This window comes from Pseudomonas sp. CIP-10 (genome assembly GCF_020911845.1).
Classification (GTDB): Bacteria; Pseudomonadota; Gammaproteobacteria; order Pseudomonadales; family Pseudomonadaceae; genus Aquipseudomonas; species Aquipseudomonas alloputida.
The window spans coordinates 1-21417 of sequence record NZ_CP087160.1 but is presented as its reverse complement, the minus strand read 5'-3'; the positions used below and the strand labels follow the sequence as shown (position 1 = coordinate 21417).

Here is a 21417-nt window from a genome sequence, read left to right as displayed (position 1 = left end):
GGCGCGGGGTGGCCGCCAAGGGTCAGGAGGCGCCCTGTTTACGAGGCTCACCGCATAGGTATCTACTGGCCTAGGCGCAGAATAGGTGAGCGTGGGGTTAATTATTTCGACCTGAACTGTGCTCGCGGTTCTACACTCCTGGCCCACTTTGCAGGCTTTGGAGTGGTCGGCAGCTGATCCTGGATCAGTATCCTGGCAACAATCGTGATCCATCCCCGCCATCATCTCCATCCCCATGGTTTGCATGGGGCATGGTTCAATGGCTGAGTCGACTCCCGCCATGCCGTTGAGAGGAAGCGATGCGATTAGAAGCAGGATGGTGAACAGTCGTAGGAGCCGGTTCATGATGGCCGAGTATAGGTTACACGCATGAAATGAGCATTAAGCCGTTTGAGGCTTGGAAGTGGATTGTTTGGCGTGCGGCAGAGCGATGTGAAAACTCGTCACGCCGTCAGCGGAGGTACACCAAATTCGCCCACCATGAGCCTCGATGATCGAACGCGTTATGGCCAGACCCAAGCCGGCGTTGCTTGGGCTTCCTTCCCGCCTTGCAGGGTCAGCGCGATAGAACCGGTCGAAGATTTTGTTGATATGTTCCGGATCAATCGTGGCCCCATTGTTCTGGACGGACAGGTTCACTTGATCAGCCGCCTCGACAATCCGGACGGCGATATCGTGGCCTTCGGGGGTATAGCGCAAAGCGTTGGATAGAATGTTGGAAACCGCCCGGTCAATCATTAGCCGGTCACCACGGATCGTACCTTCGCCTTGAAGGGCAAGCCGAATGCTTCGGTCTTCGGCTGCAAGCTGGTAGTACTCAATCAGTCTGGACACTAGCCCGACCAGATCGATATCAACCTGCTCGGGGATGATCAAGCCGTTATCAGCTTTTGCCAGGAACAGCATGTCATCGATCATGCGCGACATGCGCTTGAGGTCTTCAAGATTGGAGTAGAGGTTGTCTTCGTAGGCATCGAGGTCGCGTTTTTTGGTCAGAACGACTTCGGTATGCGTCAGAAGATTACTTACCGGAGTCCGCAGCTCATGTGCGATGTCGGCTGAGAAGTTTGATAGCCGGACGAACGCGTCTTCCAGGCGTGCAAGCATTCCGTTGAAGGAGAGGATCAGCTCCTGCAATTCAAGCGGCACGGGCTCCAATGGAATTCGCTCGCGAAGGGACCGGGCAGACATGGATGTCGCCACCTTGGTGATCTGCCCAACCGGCCGAAGACCGCTCTTGGCCACGATCCACCCCAATCCTGCACTAACCAGAGCGCTGATGACCAAGCCAATGCCGAACCACCATTGCAGCGTCTTGAAAAAGTGGGCATGGCTGGTGACATCCAGCATCAACATGACTGTTACCGGCGCCTGCGCCTGCGCTATAGCCAGTTGAGAGGTAATCCCCCGGAAGTTCCGCGAGTCGATTTGCCAGTCCCAAACGGCGCCAGAAGAGGCCTGCTTAAAGCGCTCAGGGATGCGGGATGCCTTGGAGTCCGAGAACAGGACAGTACCGTCAGCATCAAGAATCTCCGCAGAAAGGTCCTGATGAGCCCCCAACAAAGCACGCAGTTGAGGCTCCTGATCCTCAAGTTCATCACGTGCTGCTGAAAGTGAAAGGATGTGCCGGGTGGATTCGAGTTTCTCGGCCAGGGCTTGCTCATCCAGCATCTGGAAATGGTGCTGACTGAGCATGTAGAAGCTCACGCCGGCAACGACCAATACGGCGATGACCGCGAACATGAACATGAGGGTAAGGCGTTTAACGAGCGACGATTGGGCGCGCATTACTCGGGAACATCCATCAGATAGCCCATGCCACGAACTGTATGTATGAGCTTGGGGGCGAAATCGTCATCAATCTTGGCCCGCAACCTACGAACAGCAACCTCGATCACGTTAGTGTCGCTGTCGAAGTTCATATCCCACACCTGCGATGCGATCAGGGACTTCGGCAGTACCTCGCCGCGTCGGCGCATGAGTAGTTCCAGTAAGGAGAACTCCTTGGCTGTGAGGTCGATCCGCTTGCCATTTCGGGTGGCCCGGCGCTTAAGCAGGTCTACCTCCAGGTCAGCCATCTTCATAGTGGTCTGAGCATAGCCACTGCTGCCTCTTCGCAGCAAAGTGCGCACACGCGCTAGCAGTTCCGAGAATGCAAAGGGTTTGACCAGGTAATCGTCAGCCCCGAGTTCTAACCCTTTCACGCGATCGTCCACGCCATCACGGGCCGTCAAAAACAAGACTGGGACCTCTTTCCCTGCCGCACGTACCATCCGCAGCACCTCCCAGCCGTCTAGCCCCGGCATCATTACATCAAGAATCAGCAGGTCATACGCCTCGCTCAAAGCGTATTGCAGCGCGTCGGTCCCTGTGACCACACGATCGACGGTAAAGCCTGCCTCCGTCAGCCCTTGCTGCAGGTAGGCCCCGATTTTTGGCTCATCTTCGGCTACGAGTAATTTCATCTGCTGCGCCCCCTTGGATGCCCTTCAGTGTGCAGCAAAAAAGGCACCCAACCAGAAGCTGACGGAAAAGTAATGTCGGGCTCAGCTTGCTGACAGTGCCGGGTAGCTAGCTTGAGCACTGTGAACGGCGCCAATCAGGCGAAACTGACCCTTAGAGGAAACGCAAATGAACATGATCAAAGCGATTGTGATGGTAGTCACCTTCGGCATGGCGAGCCTCGCCCTGGCTGAAGGCGGCGCGGATCGCACCTTCGCCAGGATGGAAGCTGCACGTGCATCTTCCATGCAGGCTTACCAGGTTGCTCAGGAGAAAAAAGCAGAGGCTCCTGTTACCGCCCAAAGCCAAAAGCACCCCGGCCACGAGAGCTGCTGAGCTTAGCTTACAGAAATGTAATCACCCCGGAATCTGAACTATGTCAGCTTTCGGGGTATTGCCTCCCGCAATCCTTGTGCTTTGGCGAAAGTCTACGAGGCTTGGGGGAGCTCAATTGAAACCAGATGGCTGCGGATCCCGCAGTCTGGATATCAGCGATCTACCTGATTGGACGCAACGGCATGCAAAGCAAAACCACGAGACGTTCATTCGTCAAAGGCCTGGCTGCTACCGGACTACTGGGTGGGCTGGGCATGTGGCGCGCGCCGGTCTGGGCCGTAACCAGCCCTGGCCAGCCTAACGTACTGACCGGCACCGATTTTGACCTGTACATCGGGGAGCTCCCGGTGAACATTACCGGGGCAGCTCGAACGGCGATGGCCATCAACGGTTCGCTGCCAGGACCAATACTCCGTTGGCGCGAAGGCGACACGGTCACGCTACGGGTTCGCAACCGCTTGAAGCAGGACACGTCCATCCACTGGCACGGCATCATCCTGCCGGCGAATATGGACGGCGTGCCGGGTCTAAGCTTCCATGGCATCGCTCCCGACGGCATGTACGAGTACAAGTTCAAGGTCCACCAGAACGGCACCTACTGGTACCACAGCCATTCGGGCTTCCAGGAGCAGGTCGGTGTTTACGGTGCGCTGGTGATTGATGCCAAGGATCCAGAGCCTTTCACCTACGATCGTGACTATGTCGTCATGCTGAGTGATTGGACCGACGAAGACCCGGCGCGGGTTATGTCCAAGCTCAAAAAACAGTCGGACTATTACAACTTCCACAAGCGCACCGTTGGCGACTTCGTCGACGACGTGAGCGAGAAAGGTTGGTCTGCTGCTGTGGCCGATCGAAAGATGTGGGCCGAGATGAAGATGAGCCCAACCGATCTCGCTGACGTGAGCGGGCACACCTACACCTACCTCATGAACGGCCAGGCGCCAAATGGGAACTGGACGGGAATCTTCAAGCCAGGGGAGAAAATCCGGCTTCGCTTTATCAATGGCTCGGCGATGACCTATTTCGACGTGCGGATCCCCGGCTTGAAAATGACGGTTGTCGCAGCCGACGGTCAGTACGTTAAGCCAGTGTCGATCGATGAATTCCGGATTGCCGTTGCTGAAACCTACGATGTCATTGTCGAGCCTGAAAACGAGCAGGCTTACACCATCTTTGCTCAATCCATGGATCGCACCGGCTATTCAAGGGGTACCTTGGCTGTCCGTGAGGGCCTGCAGGCACCGGTGCCGGCTGTAGATCCAAGGCCTCTCATCTCCATGAGTGATATGGGGATGGACCACGGCAGCATGGGTGGCATGGATCACGGCAGCATGGCCGGTATGGACCACAGCAAGATGGCTGGCATGGACCACGGCAGCATGGCCGGTATGGACCATAGCAAGATGGCTGGCATGGACCACGGCAGCATGGCCGGTATGGACCATAGCAAGATGGCTGGCATGGACCACGGCAGCATGGCCGGTATGGACCATAGCAAGATGGCTGGCATGGACCACGGCAGCATGGCCGGTATGGACCATAGCAAGATGGCTGGCATGGACCACGGCAACATGACCGGTATGGACCAAAGCAATATGGCCGCCAGCGGTGCCATGCAGAACCATCCCGCCTCCGAAACAAACAACCCTCTGGTCGATATGCAGACCATGACCCCTACGCCAAAGCTGAGCGATCCGGGGATCGGGCTTCGCGATAACGGGCGTCGGGTTCTCACGTATTCGGATTTGCGTAGCACCTTCATCGACCCTGACGGCCGGGAACCTGGCCGGACAATCGAACTGCACCTTACCGGGCATATGGAAAAGTTCGCTTGGTCCTTCGATGGGATCAAGTTTTCTGACGCAGAGCCGCTGCGGCTCAAGTACGGCGAGCGCCTGCGTATTACCTTGGTCAACGACACCATGATGACTCACCCCATCCATCTGCACGGCATGTGGAGTGACCTGGAGGATGAGGACGGCAATTTCATGGTGCGAAAACACACGATCGATATGCCGCCTGGCTCGAAACGAAGCTATCGCGTAACCGCAGATGCACTCGGGCGCTGGGCCTATCACTGTCACCTCATGTACCACATGGAGATGGGCATGTTCCGAGAAGTCCGCGTGGACGAATGAACTGGAGATACGAGATGAGCAAACCAATGAAACGAAGCGCCTTTTTCCTCTCTGCCGCGATGGTTGGCCTGCTCGCGGTGTACGCCCCGTCTTCCTGGTCCAGTGACAACCATGATCAGCACTCTCAAAAGTCGTCCAACGCGGCGCAATCGAACGGCTCGAAGAGCAAGCAAGCCCAGGGCATGAACCATGAAGGCATGGATCACGGCTCCATGAAAGGCATGGATCATGGTTCCATGGAAGGAATGGATCACAGCAAAATGATGGAATCGCATGGCAGCGACAAAGCTAAGGCAGGGAAAAATGGCCAATAGCGTTGCACGACCATCGCTGCTGGCATTCGCCGTTTCTTTAGGTGTGCTGGGCGTTTCGCCCAGCTTCGCCGCTGAAATGGATCATTCCGGAATGGACCACTCGGCAATGGGCCACGGTGCCATGCAGATGGACCACGCCTCATCACAGGCTGCGATGCCGGGCATGGACCACAGCCAGATGGGCGCGAGCAAGCAACCCACGCAACCTGCACCCGTTGATCACAGCAAAATGGGCCATGGCCAGCCCAAAGCGAAACCCGCCTCGATGGACCACAGCAAGATGGACCATGGAAGCATGAAAGGCATGGATCACGGGTCCATGGAAGGCATGGATCATGGCGCGATGGGTCATTCCACGATGGGAAACGGGAACGCTGATTCGCCGACCCCGACCAGCCGTACGCCAATCCCGGTGCTGACTGATGCCGACCGGCAGGCTGCCTTCCCCCCGCTTGACGGGCACAAAATGGATGACAGCGGGTTCAACAGCTTTTTCTTGCTAGACCAACTGGAATACCAAGATGCCGATGAAGGTAGCACGCTTGCTTGGGATGCATCCGGCTGGGTGGGCGGCGATATCAATAGGCTCTGGATTCGCTCGGAAGGTGAACGAACCAATGGTGTGACTGAAGATGCTGAGCTGCAGCTCCTCTATGGCCGCTCGGTAAGCCCGTGGTGGGATGTTGTCGCCGGCGTCCGGCAGGATTTCAAACCGGAGGATCCGCAGACCTGGGCTGCGTTCGGTATTCAGGGCCTGGCCCTGTATGACTTCGAAGCTGAAGCCACCGCCTTTATCGGCGAGAACGGTCAAACCGCTGCCCGTCTGGAGGGCGAGTACGACATCTTGCTAACCAATCGTTTAATTCTTCAGCCAACCGCTGAGGCCAACTTTTATGGCAAGAACGACCCGGAACGCGGCGTCGGCTCTGGCCTGGCAAACACCGAAGTCGGGCTGCGGTTACGGTACGAGATTGTTCGCCAGTTCGCGCCATACATAGGTGTCACCTGGAGCCGTTCCTACGGCAAAACCGCCGATTTCATTCGGGATGAAGGCGGGGACGTGGACGAAGCTCGTTTTGTGGCCGGTATTCGGATGTGGTTTTGAGAACTCAACATGAAAAAAACAATTACAACGCTGGTGGCGGCAGGTGCTGTTACTAGCGCAGCAGTGCTAGGTGCTGCTTACTTCGGTCTCGTGAACGTTGGTGCGGACGACCCACACTTCCCCGCTGTGCATGCGTTTTTGGCCATGGCGCGGGATCGCTCGATTGAAGTCCGAGCAAGCGACATTGAGGTGCCAAACCTTAAAGATCCTGCTCTCATCCAAGCAGGGGCAGGCAACTACAACGCCATGTGTATCGGTTGCCACCTCGCGCCAGGGGTGGAGAAAACTGAACTCAGCCAAGCCCTATACCCATCCCCACCAAACCTCACCGAGATAGGTGTAAGCGGTGACCCTGCTGCTGCGTTTTGGACCATCAAGCACGGTATCAAAGCGACAGGCATGCCAGCCTGGGGTAAGAGCATGGACGACCAGTACATCTGGGGAATCGTCGCGTTCCTGGACCAGCTACCGCAACTCAATGCTGAGCAGTACCAGATGATGGTCGCTTCCAGTGGTGGTCACCAACATGGCGGTGGCGAAAGCGATATGCATAACCATGAAGGCCAACACGGTGGTGCGAAATCAGGTCATGGAAATCATGATGATTCCGCAGCAAACGGCGTGGCTGAGGAAAGTCATGATCATGGCAGTTCGCATTCGGAGTCTTCATCAGTAGCGGAGCACCACGGTGAACACGAGTCCGGCGAGGCGCACTCGGACCACCACACAGGTTCTACTCCCAAAACCCATGTGCACAAAGACGGGAAGGAGCACACTCATGACAAGTAAGCGCCGCTTCCTCGGTTTAAGTACCGCAGCGTCACTTCTAATCGCCTCAGCCGCCTTTGCTGCGGAGCCCCTGACTATCGATGTGCACCGGGACGCTAATTGCGGTTGCTGTAAGAAATGGATAGCGCACTTGGAGGCAAACGGCTTCAAGGTCGTCGACCACGTTGAAACGGACATGAGGGCGGTGAAGCAAGAGCTAGGAGTAGCTCCGAGGCTGGCTTCGTGTCACACCGCGGTTATCGATGGCAAGTTTGTGGAAGGTCACGTCCCCGCAGCCCAGGTGCAGGAGCTCATAAAGCGCAACGACCTGGCAGGCGTCGCGGTACCTGGCATGCCCGCTGGCTCACCAGGTATGGAGGTTGATGGCATGAAACACGCCTATCAAGTCATCGGCCTCACCAAGAGTGGGGACGATCAAGTAGTTGCCAGTTATCCTGACACGTAATGCAAGATGCCCCGGGGGAAGGGCTTCTGCCGGCCAGCCGACCAGCTGCAGCGCTGGTCGTGGTCAGCTTACTCCAAGACTTACCCTGTCCCTTCGGTCAGTTTTGACCTCTACAGTTAATTCCAGCAGAGCGATATTCGAGGATTTTCAACTCACCTGTTGAGTCCTCGTAATTCATCTGTGTCGGCATCACGTCGCAGCTACCTTTGAGCGAAGTCATACTGATAACTCTCGCCACATCCAGTTTCATTCCGTAGCGATAATGGATCACTTCAGGTGGTTTTTTTCCATTGGCAGCGGCGTAGGCACGCATTGCTTGCTCATTTGCCTGAATCATCTTTCCGTGTAAGCGATCAGATCCTCCTTCAGCTAAAGCGGATGAGGAGGCGATTACGAGCATGAGGGCGGCAATGCTTTTAGCGGTGTTCATTTCTGTTACTCCATGAAGACATGAGTGAAGCTTACCGACTGGGAGCTGTCATCCACGTGATCCAGGAATTACATGTTTGTAAGCAGGCTATCGATAATGATGGCTCTGAATACACGTGAAAGCCGCGTCGTTTCAGGCTGCGACAGTTTTAATTCTCTAGCGAATCAGTCTGAACCGGCGTTTTGGGTGATTGCGACAGTTTTGCGTTTCCTCTCCAAATGGCTGCAGGCCGCGAAAGACGGGACCCTCTAGCGACAGTTTTAATTCTCTAAATCCACCACCCGCAGAAAATTTCGTCACGCCCCAGAATGGGAATTTGCATTCGGGGCGCACCACGATTCATCTCGTGCCAGAAGCCGCCTGCAGTGCAATCAATTGGCGAGCCAAGACTCGACTACCTCAGCGCCATACTCGTTTTTCCAGGCCTTAAGCGTACGCTGATTACCACCCTTGGTCTCAACAACCTCTCCGCTGTGTGGATTCTTGTAGACCTTCACTTCGCGTGGTTTCCGAGAGGTTTTTGGGGCCATATCAGTGGAAGCCACCGCTTGCGGATCGAGGATCAGCACCACTTGGCGCAGGCCGTAGCCATACTCGTTGAGCAAACTGCGCAGCTTCGTTTCAAATTCCATTTCCTGCTTCAGGGCAGAGTCATTTTTCAGCGCTTCCAGCTCCGCCAGTTGGGCTGCGAGCTGTTGTTCGAGCAGGCGGAATTCAGCGAGACGGGACATAAGATTCTCCAAAATGGGTTCGATGATTTTAGCAATCAAGAAAGAAAGCGTGCTAACTATCTTGATCCCACATGCCTGAATCGGCAATCACGAGGCTGAGCGATCGGTGTGGATAAAAACGTGATGGCTTCAGGATCGTCGATCTGGGCGGCTTCACTTGCGAGGTAATCGATCAGCTTTTTGCTTCTTACCCAAACGTACTGCCGGCAAGCCGCGTTTGGAATGGATGGCCCCGCAACGGGGCGAAACCTGGCCTCCCAAAGGTGCTTGAACGCCTCCCTGGTCGACTTCCCCAAATACACCGCAATCTCCGGTCCCAAGATATAGCCACGCCTGAATCTGTCGATGGCTTGAGGCTTAACCATCAATTGCGTACGCCGGCCTCGTTCGACAGCAGTGCTCCATAGCAGACCCAGTCGAACGAACGCGTATGCGCATTGTTCTTTGACGCCTAACAGCGCAGCAGCCTTGACTACCGACAGGCCGGGAAAGACCGGACTCTTGTTCTCAGCTCGGGCTTGTTGCCACGCTGCAAAATCTTGCGGCTTGAGTAACCACGCCCCTACCGCAACCGAGCCATTCTCAGCTGGGCCGTAAGCGCGAAGTTCACCTGCACGTATTGCCTGAACCAACTCGACCAACCCACCCCCCTTGGGCAGAGAATGCTTGGCCAAGTAGTTGATCGACACCAGGCTCTGGTCAGAGCTGGTAGGCAGCTTCTCATCAATCAATTCGTTGATCGAGCGGCAGTCAATCAGCCACCTTTCGCCTGGGCGCGGTTCTCCACCAAAGAACTGGAGGGTACCACCAGCTAGCAGCTGCCTAACCCGATTGCGACAGAGGCTTAGCAAAGTCGAGGTTTCTTTCATATCAGCCACGCCCTGGAGATGCTGCGAGATTGCCTTCAAATGATCCAGGTCCACGACCGTAAAGACTCGATCTTCATGGACCTTCTCCCGATAGGCGATTTGTCCCTCCTGATGAAGGCGTTTTATGACTGATACCCCGAGACCACAAGCTTCAGCAGCAGAATCGAACGACACCCAACGATGTCTCTCAATCGTCTCCTCACTCAAATTGCGATTTCGCTTCGCTAACGGTGCTTCCCACGCATGCTGCAGAAATGATTCGAACTCTCGACGAAGAAAGTCAAAACAAGAGTCATCCAGATCACGGTGGATGTCGTGGTATATCGGGCCGAACGATCTGCTGAGCGTCCAATGTTCGTTATCGGAATGGACTGCCTTGAGGCCACTCAGCAGTTCTCTGAATGCGAGAGGCCAGTTCATGAGAACCACGCCCGCCGCGTTTGCCATAAGCCGCGATATCTCTAGCGAACCCGAATCAGCAACCTTCAGCGGCTGGGTTCTTTCCGTAGGCAAACTTCTGACAGCGAGACGCGATGACAACTCGTGAAACTGTTCGTAGGTGAGGGCCGCCAATCCCGCGTCAGCTGGCAACGAGTCGGCGTAAAACCTATCTTCAAAGCCAGAGGTGAGCCAGGCGGCCGTATCACTCGCCGGCGCGATCTCAAAATTGGTCCCACTCAATGAGGTGCCACACGCTTGGCAACTATTCGCACTCATTGCGCTTGGATCGGTTTCCTTCAGACAGTTGGGGCACCGCCCGTGGAGTTCAGTGCCGTGGACAGAACACGTCGTAACCAGGGTCAAGCCCCAGCTTTCTCTCCAATAACCGGCTTCGCCCAAACAGATCGGACAGTAACGAGCGTGATGAGTCGTCCATAACTTGACCCCCTTGGGCCTTGGATCACGAAACTCAGCAGATACCGCAGGCCAGCTCAGTGGTCCTTCCATCATCTGCAGCCAGTCCGCAACATCGGTCTCGTCGGCTCGTGCAAAGGCGGTGAGCAGTTCCTTTCTGGGTAATCCGTTGGCTTTCGCCAGGCGCTGCAGGTACCCCAAAAGACTTTCGTCTTGGTGTGGTCGTGGGTTGATTAAAAGACCAAACATTCCTACACATCCATGAAATCGAAGACATAAAAATCAGGGGAGTAGAGCCGGGCCGATAAGCCCGGCCCTTGGCCGTCAGGTACTGCTCTCTTCGAACGTCTCAAACGGCTCCCGCTTCCCGAACAGAGGCTGGAAATTGAAGCTCGCACTGAAGGGGTTTCGATCCTCGGTGGCGTAGCTCCAAACCTCGTCTTCAAAAGCCTGGGCCAGCACAGGAAGTTCAATCCCGACAAGGTCCTGGACTTGAACCAGCCAAACAGCCCTGTCCACAATCTTGATGAGGTAGTCGATCAATCCATAGGAAGCCAGGTAGAAGCGTTTAATCATCGCTGGCTCTACAAAACTGATGGTTTGAACAGGCAGTTCGCCCTCGATTGCATGCAACAACATCACGAAATGAAGAGACGTATTAGCGGAGAAGGTGAAGCGATCGTATGCCACCGTGGCCGAAAACCTGCGTCGCAGTTGCTCGTTTGCTAGCAGGAGATTTTCGGTGCGCTTCAGCCCAATCAGAACAAACGCGATACTGGTTTCATTCATCAGACTCTTGATCCAGTCTGCTGCCTCATACGCACCATTACGACGATAATCGACCAGGTGCTGCGCCTCATCGAGGACCAACATCTCCACGCCAAGGTTCTTCAGCAGCAGGACTACTCGCGCAAATTTAACCTCTGCCGAATGTCCTCGTGCCTCTGCGAAGGGATCCTTCAGCTCTGCCAAAATGGCTGCTGCCAGGTTCTTTTTGGTTGGAGACGAAGGCATCTCGACGAACAGAACTGTCCGCTTCTGTGGGTCATGGCTCTCCAATTCCTCCAATGACCGAATGTACTCCTTGACCAATGTGCTCTTGCCCACTCCGCTTGGACCTTGGATCAGCAACCCTTTACTTGCTCTGGTACGCCGACTATCGCCGTGGATATCGCCTAGTCGCGTCAACGCTCGCTCGACTTGAGGGCTGTGAATAAAACGATCGCGGAGCGTAAAGCTGTATTCACCATGCTCGTAGCATTCGTACAGATTGATGGCGTTCATGGCTTAGAACTCCCAGCAGGGCGACGAACCGAGACCTTGAAGGCTGCTGGCGGAATGTTAGGAATAGAGTCACCGGTCCATTCCACTTCAGCGAGTACCTTGGGTGGAGGCGTGCTTTCGGTCACTCGACCCTCCTTGTCGATTTTCGCTATGGCAGCTGCGCGTCGTTTTCTGAGCGTCTGCGAACGGCGGGCCTCGTCTGCATCTTCCATAATTTCCTGGTAGCACCTGTGCGTAGCCTCGAAGCTAGGCTGCTCATTATATTTTTCTCGCAGCGCTTTCTCGGCAGCCTTCCACACCTCCCTGCTCTTACCGGCCATTCGCTCATCTTTGGCGGGCACTTTGAAGAACAAGTTTCTGAAGCGGTCGTGAACCCAAACGTGCCCGGCTTCGTCTCGATAGCGGACGTTTACCTTTTCTCCGTCTGCCAAACGCATACGGAGCTCAGCAAGTTCCGTAGAGTGGTAGCCCACTTTGGCAACCTCGATGCCGTAATGGTGAACCTTCACCGAGGCCCGCTTGGCCAGAATGCACTCCAACGAGTCCAGGTCGACGGGAAGGCTGATGACATGGTTCGCCTCGCTAGTCCCCCAGACTTGAGCCGGTGTTCTGTTGTCCAGCCCCCGATGAGGAGTCTGGTGGTAACCATCGACGATCCATTTCACTACCACCGCCTCCAATTGAGGGAGCGTGAAACATGCATTCTTCTCCGAGTCGTAATCGCCACGCTGCTGGATATTCGAGAAGGTGGTACCCGGGAGGTTGTGGATAAGCCCCAGGTTCTGTGTGCTGAAAAAGCGTTCGACGGCACCTTTCCTTTGAGGGGCCCTTGAAGCGGGATACATGATCTCGATACCCAACTCGTTGAATCCCATGATGAGATCGCCCGCGTGAAATTCCGCTGCGTTGTCTGGGACTATTCGAGCCGGCAGCCCACGTGCCCACCATTCATTTCTCACTTTCGGAAAGCGCTTCAGCAATTCGGCTTTTGGACGGATTGAGCGTTCGATCACACGAAGCACGGTTTCCGTATTTGGCGCCGACAGGTGGAGCAAATATCCCATCACCATTCGAGAGAAGCGGTCGAGGACGATCGTCAGATAGGGGCGCCCAATGCACAGCCCCGAGGTTTCATCCACAAGCTGGACGTCCAACAAGGTGTGATCAATTTCCCAACGTTCCAAAATCTCATGGACACGTAGGACACCCGCCGCAACACGGTGCTTCTTGTCTGCTGCGTGTTTTCCGAGCCTCTCCTTATCCACAAGGTACGGATCCAGCTTGGCGATGTACCTTCGGACAGTCATTCCGCTTGGGATCTTGAGCTGATCCGAAGGCAAACGACTTTTGTTCCTCTCTTTTATCTGATCCTCGAATTCTGAAACGACCACGCTGACCGCTGGAATCGTATCCTGCAGGTAGGTTTTATTAATCACCCCTTCAAGAATAACTTCGAGCTCTCCCTGTATCGCGGCAGCCCGACCCTTTTTGGCATGCTGAGGGATAAGCTTTACTACGTTCTGGCCAATGTATTTGGCTGCCCAACGTCGAATAGTGGAAACCGAGGGTGCGCACGCATCCCCAATCTTTTTGGCGATATCTCTAAGCTTCTTGATCATGTCTTCGTCACCCGGTAGCTTGTATTTACCGCGCTTAGTTAGGTCGTCCAGATACTTGCGTCGACGCAATGCCTCATCTCCATGTTTTTTGGGGAAGCATGAAATATCTGGAGGGACGTTCCGCACATACGGAACCCTCCCAAGGTATGGCTGATCAGCGGAGATCTCGATCTCGCGCTTCTCGTAGGCCTCATAGAACTCCTTCTCGGATAGCTTCGTGGGCTCACCAAGCTCATCGAAAAAGAGCAGCTTCCGGTCAATAAGCCTCTTCTCAAGCACCATCAGTACGCCACGAACGATGACGACCAATTTCACCCTAAGGGAAAAGGTTTGCATGACGGTGCCCCCCTTGCAGGAAGACCGGGGAGTCAGTGTCAATTGACCTATCAAGGTCAATGCCCACCACCCCAAGGCCTAACAAGCGCCAGGCTTTCCCCTCACCAACCACGTAGAGCAGATCTGCAACGGTCATAGGCGGCCATTCGTTGAAGGTCGCCATTACCTCCTCCAACGCCTGATGCGAAAGCTCTGGACCGCGCCGGTGATACATCAGCCTTCTAAGATTGGTAGCCAGGGGTTCAGCTTCAATTAACTTTTCAGTGATCACCGAAAAGTTACGGGCAGTGGCGTTGAAGTAGCGCTCAGCGGCATCCAGTCGCTGCCTGACGCTGGCAATCTTCAGTCGGTCGTGAGGCTTCACTTCAAACCACCACTCGCGCCCATCCGCGAGGAAAACCTGTACGTCTGGGTAATATTTGAAGTAGCCCTGGAGCGATGGAACACGTTCCTCACTGGGCTGCGGGACGTAGCCGATGACCGCAGGAGACAGCTCAAGAAGCCGAAAAAGAGCGCCTTCGAGCTGGGACTCCCAGGGCACAGGCTTTTTATTTTTGAGCGATGGGAAGTAGCCGCGGTAATGGTTGGACCGCCGCGTGACCACCTTTCGTACTGTCATGAAACACCTCCGAAAATCTCGAAACGAGCGCCGACGCTGCGCCAAAAAATCAAGGCGCAGGGCGGGCGAAGTGAGGCCTTTCGACAGGCAACACTGTGCCGTCGAGTAACCTCGCTAAGGTCGAAAAAATGGGAGAGGATTGACAGTCGCTTCGAAAAAGCAGACATTGCGGGTTCTGAGGACGCAAGTCTGCTTCGCTAAGCGCGGTCAGTCCTCTCGGGATTGATCGCGTTTTTCTACATTTTCAGGTCTCCTTTTCTCTCATTGGTCATGACTCTCATGACTGATCAGAATCTAAAGCAATCGGCTTGCTCTCTTTATTTCTAAACGGCCACTTCGTGATCGCTGGAGCAATTTGGATCAGGTCTGAAGCTCTCGCTTCAAACAGCTGATTTGGCTGAAAATCTTCAGTGCAAAGCGGAAAAGTTGGTCATAGATCTTATTCCAACATCCCTTCGAAATCTACAAAAAATCCAAAATGGCAACTTCCACCAAATTCCATTTCCATACTAAATTGTTCAAATTAATACTTAACACGTACGCTTAATTAACTATTAAGGTGTTCAAATATTAGTTTTAAAGTCCTCTCAATCTCTCTGCTGCTCAGATCCGCCCGCCGACCCTCTCAGCACTTCCAGCGCCCCATCAAATCACTTCCTCAAATCCCCCCATCTGCATCATTTTCCAATGAGCGGAGTAGGGCGCCCCGGCAGGAATTCCAGGCAAAAAAAAGCCCGCGAAGGCGGGCTTGATGGTGACCGACAGGGGCCATGGTTGAAGCCCGGCCGGTCATCTATTTGTGAAAGCGTGCAGCTTTTCTGTGAACCTACACCTGATCAGAAGTCCAGGTTCGACACCGACAGCGCGTTACTTTCGATGAAGTCACGACGCGGCTCGACCGCATCACCCATCAGGGTGTTGAAGATCTGGTCAGCGGCGATGGCATCTTCGATAGTGACCTTGAGCATACGGCGAACGGTCGGGTCCATGGTGGTTTCCCACAGTTGGTCCGGGTTCATCTCACCCAGCCCTTTGTATCGCTGAATCGTATGGCGCTTGGTGGTCTCGTTCATCAGCCAATCCAGGCCCTCTTTGAACTCGACGATTGCCTTGCGGCGTTCACCGCGCTGCACGTACGCACCTTCACCCAACAGGCTCGAAAGCTTGGCACCAATGTTGACTACGGTACGGTAGTCATTGCTGCCGAAGAAATCGCGGTTGAAGGTGATGTAGCTGGCCAGACCGTGAGAGGTAATTTCCACTTCAGGCAGCCATACGTTGCGCTCTTTGTCTTCACGCAGGCTGGCGTTGTAAGCCAGGCCAGACTTCTGGCTGGAGTTCAGACGCGCCTGGAACTGGGCCAGCCAGGCTTGCATCACTGCGTGGTCACCCAACTGCTCCAGGGTCACCTCAGGCAGGTAGACGAAGTGCTCGGTCAGCTCTTCCGGGTACAAGCGCGACAGGCGCTTGAGAGTCTTCATGACACTACGGAACTCATTCACCAGCGCTTCCAGCTGCACGCCGGAAACTGCTGGCGCCGATTCGTCCAGGTGCAGGCTGGCATCTTCCAGAGCCGACTGGGTCATGTACTCTTCCATGGCCTCATCGTCCTTGATGTACTGCTCCTGCTTGCCTCGTTTCACCTTGTACAGCGGCGGCTGGGCAATATAGATGTAGCCACGCTCGACCAGCTCCGGCAGCTGACGGAAGAAGAAGGTCAGCAGCAGCGTACGGATGTGCGAACCGTCAACGTCAGCATCGGTCATGATGATGATGTTGTGATAACGCAGTTTGTCGATGTTGTACTCTTCACGGCCGATACCACAGCCCAGCGCAGTGATCAGCGTGCCCACTTCCTGGGACGAAATCATCTTGTCGAAGCGCGCTTTCTCGACGTTGAGGATTTTACCCTTCAGCGGCAAGATCGCCTGGGTACGACGGTTGCGGCCTTGCTTGGCCGAGCCACCCGCAGAGTCACCCTCCACCAGGTACAGTTCGGAGAGAGCAGGATCCTTCTCTTGGCAGTCGGCCAGCTTGCCCGGCAGACCCGCGATATCCAGCGCACCTTTACGGCGGGTCATCTCACGGGCTTTACGGGCGGCTTCACGGGCGCGAGCCGCGTCGATCATCTTGCCAACGACGGCCTTCGCCTCGTTCGGGTTTTCCAGGAGGAAATCGGCGAAGTACTTGTTCATCTCCTGTTCCACGGCGGTTTTCACCTCCGAGGAGACCAGCTTGTCCTTGGTCTGCGAGCTGAACTTCGGGTCAGGTACCTTCACCGAGATGATTGCGGTCAGGCCTTCACGGGCGTCGTCGCCAGTGGTTGCCACCTTGTTCTTCTTGGCCAGGCCTTCCTGCTCGATGTAGCTGTTAAGGCTACGGGTCAGCGAGGAACGGAAGCCCACCAGGTGGGTACCGCCATCACGCTGCGGAATATTGTTGGTAAAGCACAGCAGGTTTTCGTTGAAGCTGTCGTTCCATTGCAGGGCGACTTCAACACCCACGCCATCGTCACGCTGAACGTTGAAGTGGAACACCTGGGAGTTGACCGGCGTCTTGTTGGTGTTCAAGTACTCGACGAACGCACGCAGACCGCCTTCGTACTTGAAGAACTCTTCCTTACCGCTGCGCTCGTCCTTCAGCAGAATGCCAACGCCCGAGTTGAGGAACGACAGCTCGCGGATGCGCTTGGCCAAGATGTCCCAGCTGAAGTGAATGTTCTTGAAGGTTTCAGCCGATGGCTTGAAGTGGATGTGGGTACCCGTGGTTTCACTGTCACCGACAACCGCCATAGGCGCTTGTGGAACACCGTGAACGTAAGTCTGTTCCCAGATCTTGCCGCTACGGCGAACGGTCAGAACCAGCTTCTCGGACAGGGCGTTCACAACCGACACACCTACACCGTGCAGACCGCCGGATACTTTGTAGGAGTTGTCGTCGAACTTACCGCCGGCGTGCAGCACAGTCATGATGACCTCGGCTGCGGAAACGCCTTCTTCCTTATGCACATCGACCGGAATGCCGCGACCGTTGTCGCGCACACTGATAGATTCGTCCGGGTGGATGATGACAGTGATGTCATCGCAGTGACCGGCGAGGGCTTCGTCGATCGAGTTGTCGACCACCTCGAAGACCATGTGGTGCAGGCCACTACCATCATCGGTGTCGCCAATGTACATGCCGGGACGCTTGCGTACGGCATCCAAACCTTTCAGCACCTTGATGCTGGAGGAGTCGTACGTTTGATTTTCGCTCATGCCTTCACTCCCGATGGTCGTGGGTCTGGGTGATACGGCCTTGTTCCACGTGGAACAAAGCAACTGGCGTTTCCGTCTGCCAGCCTTCCCTCAGTAATTCGTGATCTACACAGGTGATGAACACCTGGCAGCGTAATTCTTCAAGCAAGCGGCACAGTGCGCGGCGATGCTGGTCATCCAGTTCGGACGGCAAGTCATCCACGAGATAAATACAGTGACCGCGGCGAGCCTGACTAACGAGGTGGCCTTGGGCAATACGCAATGCGCATACCACCAACTTTTGCTGACCACGCGACAGGATGTCGGCTGCGTTGTTGCCAGCCAACCGCAAACGCAGATCAGCACGCTGCGGACCGGCTTGGGTATGGCCCATCTGCTGATCGCGAAGGAGGGAGGAGGCGAGCACTTCTTGCAGTTCCCGGTCCTTGTCCCAGCCTCGGTAGTAGCTTAGGGTCAACCCGTCCAGCTCGACCAGTTCGCTCAGGGTTCGCTCGAAGACGGGCTTCAAGGCCTTGATGTAGTTGCGACGGTATTCATCTATTTCCGCGCTAGCCAGGCACAATTCCCGGTCCCAGGCGGCTTGCGAAGCTGGGTCAAGTGTACCATGACGCAACCATGAGTTCCGCTGCCGCAGCGCCTTCTGAAGGCGTTGCCAGGCTGGCAGAAAACGAGGTTCCACGTGGAACACCCCCCAGTCCAGAAACTGGCGGCGTATTTTGGGGGCGCCTTCAAGCAGCCGGAAACTGTCTGGGTTGATGAGCTGAAGCGGCAGTAACTCAGCCAATTGCGCGGCGCTGCGCGCATTTTGCCCATCGATGCGGATAGTAAACTCCCCTTGTCGCTCACGGGACACACCCAGGTTACTCGTACCACCCTCCGTCAGCTGAACCTCGCCGAACACAGTACAGGCAGCCTGTTCGTACTGAATAACCGGATTCAGGCGGGTGCTGCGAAATGAACGGGCCAGCCCGAGCAAATGCACGGCTTCTAGCACGCTGGTCTTGCCGCTGCCGTTGGCGCCGTAAAGGATATTGATGCGGGGGGAGGGTAAGAGTGTCACCGGGTGCAAGTTGCGCACCGCGGTGACCATGATACGTCGAAGGGACATTTCGCCTGCTACAGGTTACAGGCGCATCGGCATGACAACGTAGGAAGAATCGTCATTGCCAGCTTCCTGCAGCAGCGCACTGCTGTTTGAATCGGACAAGATCAGACGAACTTGCTCAGTAGTCATCACGCCCAGCACGTCCAGCAAGTAGCTGACGTTGAAACCAATCTCCAGCGAGCTACCTTCGTAGTCCACGCTGATTTCTTCTTCAGCTTCTTCCTGCTCAGGGTTGTTAGCCTGGATCTTCAGTTGACCGGCAGCCAGTTGCAGGCGAATACCGCGGTACTTTTCGTTGGAAAGAATCGCAGTACGGCTGAAAGCTTCACGCAGCGCCTGGCGGTCTCCGACAACCAGCTTGTCACCGCCTTTGGGCAGTACGCGCTCGTAGTCCGGGAACTTGCCGTCCACCAGCTTGGAGGTAAAGGTGAACTCGCCAGTAGTGGCGCGGATGTGATGCTGGCCCAGCACGATGCTGACCATACCTTCAGGATCGGTCAGCAGGCGCGCCAACTCCAGGATACCTTTACGCGGCACGATGACCTGGTGTCGATCCTCCTGCTCGATCGGCGCGCTCATCGAGCAAAGCGCCAGGCGGTGACCGTCGGTGGATACGGCGCGCAACGTGTTGCGGGAAACCTCAAGCAGCATGCCGTTGAGGTAATAGCGCACATCCTGCTGGGCCATGGCGAAGCTGGTACGCTCGATCAGGCGGCGCAGCTTGCTCTGCTCCAGGTTGCAGGTCAGCGAACCCGGGCCTTCTTCCACAGTCGGGAAGTCGTTGGCAGGCAGGGTCGACAGGGTGAAGCGGCTGCGGCCGGCCTTTACCAACAATTTCTGCTCATCGACCTTGATATCGATCAGGGCGTCGTTAGGCAGGCTTTTGCAGATGTCCATCAGCTTGCGCGCCGGAACAGTGATCTCGCCAGGCTCGGCCGGCTCTTCCAGTTGCACGCGGCCTACCAGCTCGACTTCCAGGTCGGTACCGGTCAACGACAGTTGCTGGCCTTGTACGACCAGCAATACGTTGGACAGGACCGGCAAGGTCTGACGGCGCTCGACGACACCGGCGACCAGTTGCAGGGGTTTCAACAGGGCTTCGCGTTGAATGGTGAAATGCATGGTCTAGTCCCTTGCCTTCAATTAGCTGCGCAGACGGCCATCAGGTCGTCAGCGTCCGCAGCAGGTTCTTGTAGTCCTCGCGGATGTCCGCGTCGGATTCCTTCAGTTCATTGATTTTGCGGCAGGCGTGCAGCACGGTCGTATGGTCGCGACCACCGAACATGTCGCCGATTTCCGGCAGACTGTGGTTGGTCAACTCCTTGGACAGGGCCATGGCTACCTGACGCGGGCGCGCGACAGAACGCGAACGACGCTTGGACAACAGATCGGAGATCTTGATCTTGTAGTACTCAGCGACAGTACGCTGAATGTTATCCACACTGACCAGTTTGTCTTGCAGCGCCAACAGATCCTTGAGCGATTCACGAATCAGCTCGATGGTGATGTCACGGCCCATGAAATGCGAGTGAGCGATAACCCGCTTCAGTGCACCTTCCAGCTCACGGACGTTGGATCGAATGCGCTGAGCGATGAAAAAGGCTGCGTCATGCGGGAGCTCGACTTTGGCCTGGTCGGCCTTCTTCATCAGGATTGCTACGCGGGTCTCCAGCTCTGGCGGCTCGACAGCCACCGTCAGGCCCCAACCAAAGCGCGACTTCAGACGCTCTTCCAGGCCTTCGATTTCCTTGGGATAGCGGTCAGAGGTAAGGATTACCTGCTGGCCGCCCTCAAGCAAGGCGTTGAAGGTGTGGAAAAACTCTTCTTGCGAGCGCTCTTTGCGAGCGAAGAACTGGATATCGTCGATCAGCAACGCGTCCACCGAGCGGTAGAAGCGCTTGAATTCGTTGATGGCGTTGAGTTGCAACGCTTTGACCATGTCCGCGACGAAGCGCTCCGAATGCAGGTACACCACCTTGGCGTTCGGATTCTTCTTCAGCAGATGGTTACCCACAGCATGCATAAGGTGGGTTTTACCCAAACCCACACCGCCATAAAGGAACAGTGGGTTGTAGCCATGCTTAGGGTTGTCCGCAACCTGCCAGGCAGCCGCGCGGGCGAGCTGGTTCGACTTACCTTCGACGAAAGTGTCAAAGGTAAAGGTCCGGTTCAGGTAACTGGTGTGCTTGAGCGCACCTTCAACCTGCACGGTGCGCTGTTCAGCCCGGCCACCACTGGGCGGCGCAGCAGCAGGCTCGGCCATGGCATCAAAGCTGTCACGCGAAGACGTCTCGACCAGTACAGGCTCGGCTGCAGCCACGGCAACGGGTTCAACCGCTGCTGCCGGGGCTGTCTTGTGTGCCTGAGTCTGCGCCAGCGAAGCCGCAACGGCAGCGCTCACCGGCGCGTTAGGCGCAGCCCTTGGGGCCGAGCTGCGACGGCTACCTATTAATAAGGAAAGGGCTGGTGCAATGCCGCTACCGTTCTCACCCAACAGCTCGAGCAAACGACCCAGGTACTTTTCATTGACCCAATCGAGAACGAAACGGTTAGGCGCATAGACGCGCAACTCGTCGCCTTCGGCTTCGACCTGTAGCGGACGGATCCAGGTGTTGAATTGCTGGGCAGGCAGTTCATCGCGCAGAAGCTCCACGCACTGCTGCCAAAGTTCCACTGACAC

Annotated in this window: 18 protein-coding genes; 6 read left to right on the top strand and 12 right to left on the bottom strand. The window is 55.8% G+C overall.

Going from position 1 to position 21417, the window contains the following annotated elements; genetic code table 11:
- Positions 1 to 381 precede the first annotated feature (381 nt).
- Entirely contained in the window at positions 382 to 1788 is a 1407-nt protein-coding gene (locus LMH93_RS00090; protein ID WP_011953087.1) for a heavy metal sensor histidine kinase, read from the bottom strand.
- Positions 1788 to 2465 (bottom strand): heavy metal response regulator transcription factor, encoded by a 678-nt coding sequence (locus LMH93_RS00085; protein ID WP_011953086.1) that lies wholly within the window; start codon positions 2463 to 2465, stop codon positions 1788 to 1790. Before LMH93_RS00085 ends, LMH93_RS00090 begins: the two co-directional genes overlap by 1 nt.
- A gap of 166 nt (positions 2466 to 2631) precedes the next feature.
- Here LMH93_RS00085 and LMH93_RS00080 point away from each other — a divergent pair, with 166 nt between their 5' ends.
- From LMH93_RS00080 to LMH93_RS00055, 6 genes are all read left to right on the top strand, one after another.
- The gene (locus tag LMH93_RS00080; RefSeq protein WP_011953085.1) at positions 2632 to 2838 is read left to right on the top strand and encodes a co-regulatory protein PtrA N-terminal domain-containing protein; all 207 of its coding nucleotides are present in this window, start codon (positions 2632 to 2634) and stop codon (positions 2836 to 2838) included.
- A 182-nt stretch (positions 2839 to 3020) separates the two neighbouring features.
- The gene (locus LMH93_RS00075; RefSeq protein WP_012269846.1) at positions 3021 to 4979 is read left to right on the top strand and encodes a copper resistance system multicopper oxidase; all 1959 of its coding nucleotides are present in this window, start codon (positions 3021 to 3023) and stop codon (positions 4977 to 4979) included.
- A gap of 14 nt (positions 4980 to 4993) precedes the next feature.
- The gene (locus LMH93_RS00070) at positions 4994 to 5293 is read left to right on the top strand and encodes a hypothetical protein (RefSeq protein WP_176508570.1); all 300 of its coding nucleotides are present in this window, start codon (positions 4994 to 4996) and stop codon (positions 5291 to 5293) included.
- Positions 5283 to 6398 (top strand): copper resistance protein B, encoded by a 1116-nt coding sequence (locus LMH93_RS00065; protein ID WP_011953082.1) that lies wholly within the window; start codon positions 5283 to 5285, stop codon positions 6396 to 6398. Before LMH93_RS00070 ends, LMH93_RS00065 begins: the two co-directional genes overlap by 11 nt.
- Positions 6399 to 6407: 9 nt before the next feature.
- Complete coding sequence (locus LMH93_RS00060) at positions 6408 to 7187, top strand: c-type cytochrome (protein ID WP_011953081.1); 780 nt, start codon at positions 6408 to 6410, stop codon at positions 7185 to 7187.
- Positions 7177 to 7632: a DUF411 domain-containing protein gene (locus LMH93_RS00055; protein ID WP_011953080.1), complete on the top strand. Its 456-nt coding sequence runs from the start codon at positions 7177 to 7179 to the stop codon at positions 7630 to 7632. The genes LMH93_RS00060 and LMH93_RS00055 overlap by 11 nt, the downstream gene beginning before the upstream one ends.
- A gap of 97 nt (positions 7633 to 7729) precedes the next feature.
- On the opposite strand, the gene LMH93_RS00050 is transcribed toward LMH93_RS00055, so the two are convergent.
- From LMH93_RS00050 to dnaA, 10 genes are all read right to left on the bottom strand, one after another.
- On the bottom strand, positions 7730 to 8062 hold the full coding sequence (locus LMH93_RS00050; protein ID WP_011953079.1) for a DUF2790 domain-containing protein: 333 nt from the start codon (positions 8060 to 8062) through the stop codon (positions 7730 to 7732).
- A 371-nt stretch (positions 8063 to 8433) separates the two neighbouring features.
- Positions 8434 to 8793, bottom strand: coding sequence for a histone-like nucleoid-structuring protein, MvaT/MvaU family (locus LMH93_RS00045; protein WP_010951431.1), 360 nt, complete (start codon positions 8791 to 8793; stop codon positions 8434 to 8436).
- A 56-nt stretch (positions 8794 to 8849) separates the two neighbouring features.
- The gene (locus LMH93_RS00040) at positions 8850 to 10766 is read right to left on the bottom strand and encodes a TniQ family protein (protein ID WP_010951430.1); all 1917 of its coding nucleotides are present in this window, start codon (positions 10764 to 10766) and stop codon (positions 8850 to 8852) included.
- 75 nt (positions 10767 to 10841) lie between these two features.
- The gene (locus tag LMH93_RS00035) at positions 10842 to 11801 is read right to left on the bottom strand and encodes a TniB family NTP-binding protein (RefSeq protein WP_230064761.1); all 960 of its coding nucleotides are present in this window, start codon (positions 11799 to 11801) and stop codon (positions 10842 to 10844) included.
- Positions 11798 to 13756, bottom strand: coding sequence for a DDE-type integrase/transposase/recombinase (locus tag LMH93_RS00030; RefSeq protein ID WP_011953078.1), 1959 nt, complete (start codon positions 13754 to 13756; stop codon positions 11798 to 11800). The genes LMH93_RS00035 and LMH93_RS00030 overlap by 4 nt, the downstream gene beginning before the upstream one ends.
- Positions 13737 to 14375 carry a TnsA endonuclease N-terminal domain-containing protein gene (locus LMH93_RS00025; RefSeq protein WP_011953077.1) on the bottom strand — a complete coding sequence of 213 codons (639 nt, stop codon included), beginning with the start codon at positions 14373 to 14375 and terminating at the stop codon, positions 13737 to 13739. The genes LMH93_RS00030 and LMH93_RS00025 overlap by 20 nt, the downstream gene beginning before the upstream one ends.
- A gap of 836 nt (positions 14376 to 15211) precedes the next feature.
- Positions 15212 to 17632 (bottom strand): DNA topoisomerase (ATP-hydrolyzing) subunit B, encoded by a 2421-nt coding sequence (gyrB, locus tag LMH93_RS00020; RefSeq protein WP_003253152.1) that lies wholly within the window; start codon positions 17630 to 17632, stop codon positions 15212 to 15214.
- A 4-nt stretch (positions 17633 to 17636) separates the two neighbouring features.
- On the bottom strand, positions 17637 to 18740 hold the full coding sequence (recF, locus tag LMH93_RS00015) for a DNA replication/repair protein RecF (RefSeq protein WP_003253154.1): 1104 nt from the start codon (positions 18738 to 18740) through the stop codon (positions 17637 to 17639).
- Positions 18741 to 18755: 15 nt separating this feature from the next.
- On the bottom strand, positions 18756 to 19859 hold the full coding sequence (dnaN, locus tag LMH93_RS00010; RefSeq protein WP_003253156.1) for a DNA polymerase III subunit beta: 1104 nt from the start codon (positions 19857 to 19859) through the stop codon (positions 18756 to 18758).
- Between the two features lie 40 nt (positions 19860 to 19899).
- Positions 19900 to 21417: a chromosomal replication initiator protein DnaA gene (dnaA, locus tag LMH93_RS00005; protein WP_003253158.1), complete on the bottom strand. Its 1518-nt coding sequence runs from the start codon at positions 21415 to 21417 to the stop codon at positions 19900 to 19902.

What these genes read in the sequence shown, in the direction of transcription:
- LMH93_RS00090 (WP_011953087.1), bottom strand. Translation starts at nt 1,788, where the DNA reads ATGCGCGCCCAATCGTCGCTCGTTAAACGCCTTACCCTCATGTTCATG.
- LMH93_RS00085 (WP_011953086.1), bottom strand. Translation starts at nt 2,465, where the DNA reads ATGAAATTACTCGTAGCCGAAGATGAGCCAAAAATCGGGGCCTACCTG.
- LMH93_RS00080 (WP_011953085.1), top strand. Translation starts at nt 2,632, where the DNA reads ATGAACATGATCAAAGCGATTGTGATGGTAGTCACCTTCGGCATGGCG.
- LMH93_RS00075 (WP_012269846.1), top strand. Translation starts at nt 3,021, where the DNA reads ATGCAAAGCAAAACCACGAGACGTTCATTCGTCAAAGGCCTGGCTGCT.
- LMH93_RS00070 (WP_176508570.1), top strand. Translation starts at nt 4,994, where the DNA reads ATGAGCAAACCAATGAAACGAAGCGCCTTTTTCCTCTCTGCCGCGATG.
- LMH93_RS00065 (WP_011953082.1), top strand. Translation starts at nt 5,283, where the DNA reads ATGGCCAATAGCGTTGCACGACCATCGCTGCTGGCATTCGCCGTTTCT.
- LMH93_RS00060 (WP_011953081.1), top strand. Translation starts at nt 6,408, where the DNA reads ATGAAAAAAACAATTACAACGCTGGTGGCGGCAGGTGCTGTTACTAGC.
- LMH93_RS00055 (WP_011953080.1), top strand. Translation starts at nt 7,177, where the DNA reads ATGACAAGTAAGCGCCGCTTCCTCGGTTTAAGTACCGCAGCGTCACTT.
- LMH93_RS00050 (WP_011953079.1), bottom strand. Translation starts at nt 8,062, where the DNA reads ATGAACACCGCTAAAAGCATTGCCGCCCTCATGCTCGTAATCGCCTCC.
- LMH93_RS00045 (WP_010951431.1), bottom strand. Translation starts at nt 8,793, where the DNA reads ATGTCCCGTCTCGCTGAATTCCGCCTGCTCGAACAACAGCTCGCAGCC.
- LMH93_RS00040 (WP_010951430.1), bottom strand. Translation starts at nt 10,766, where the DNA reads ATGTTTGGTCTTTTAATCAACCCACGACCACACCAAGACGAAAGTCTT.
- LMH93_RS00035 (WP_230064761.1), bottom strand. Translation starts at nt 11,801, where the DNA reads ATGAACGCCATCAATCTGTACGAATGCTACGAGCATGGTGAATACAGC.
- LMH93_RS00030 (WP_011953078.1), bottom strand. Translation starts at nt 13,756, where the DNA reads ATGCAAACCTTTTCCCTTAGGGTGAAATTGGTCGTCATCGTTCGTGGC.
- LMH93_RS00025 (WP_011953077.1), bottom strand. Translation starts at nt 14,375, where the DNA reads ATGACAGTACGAAAGGTGGTCACGCGGCGGTCCAACCATTACCGCGGC.
- gyrB (WP_003253152.1), bottom strand. Translation starts at nt 17,632, where the DNA reads ATGAGCGAAAATCAAACGTACGACTCCTCCAGCATCAAGGTGCTGAAA.
- recF (WP_003253154.1), bottom strand. Translation starts at nt 18,740, where the DNA reads ATGTCCCTTCGACGTATCATGGTCACCGCGGTGCGCAACTTGCACCCG.
- dnaN (WP_003253156.1), bottom strand. Translation starts at nt 19,859, where the DNA reads ATGCATTTCACCATTCAACGCGAAGCCCTGTTGAAACCCCTGCAACTG.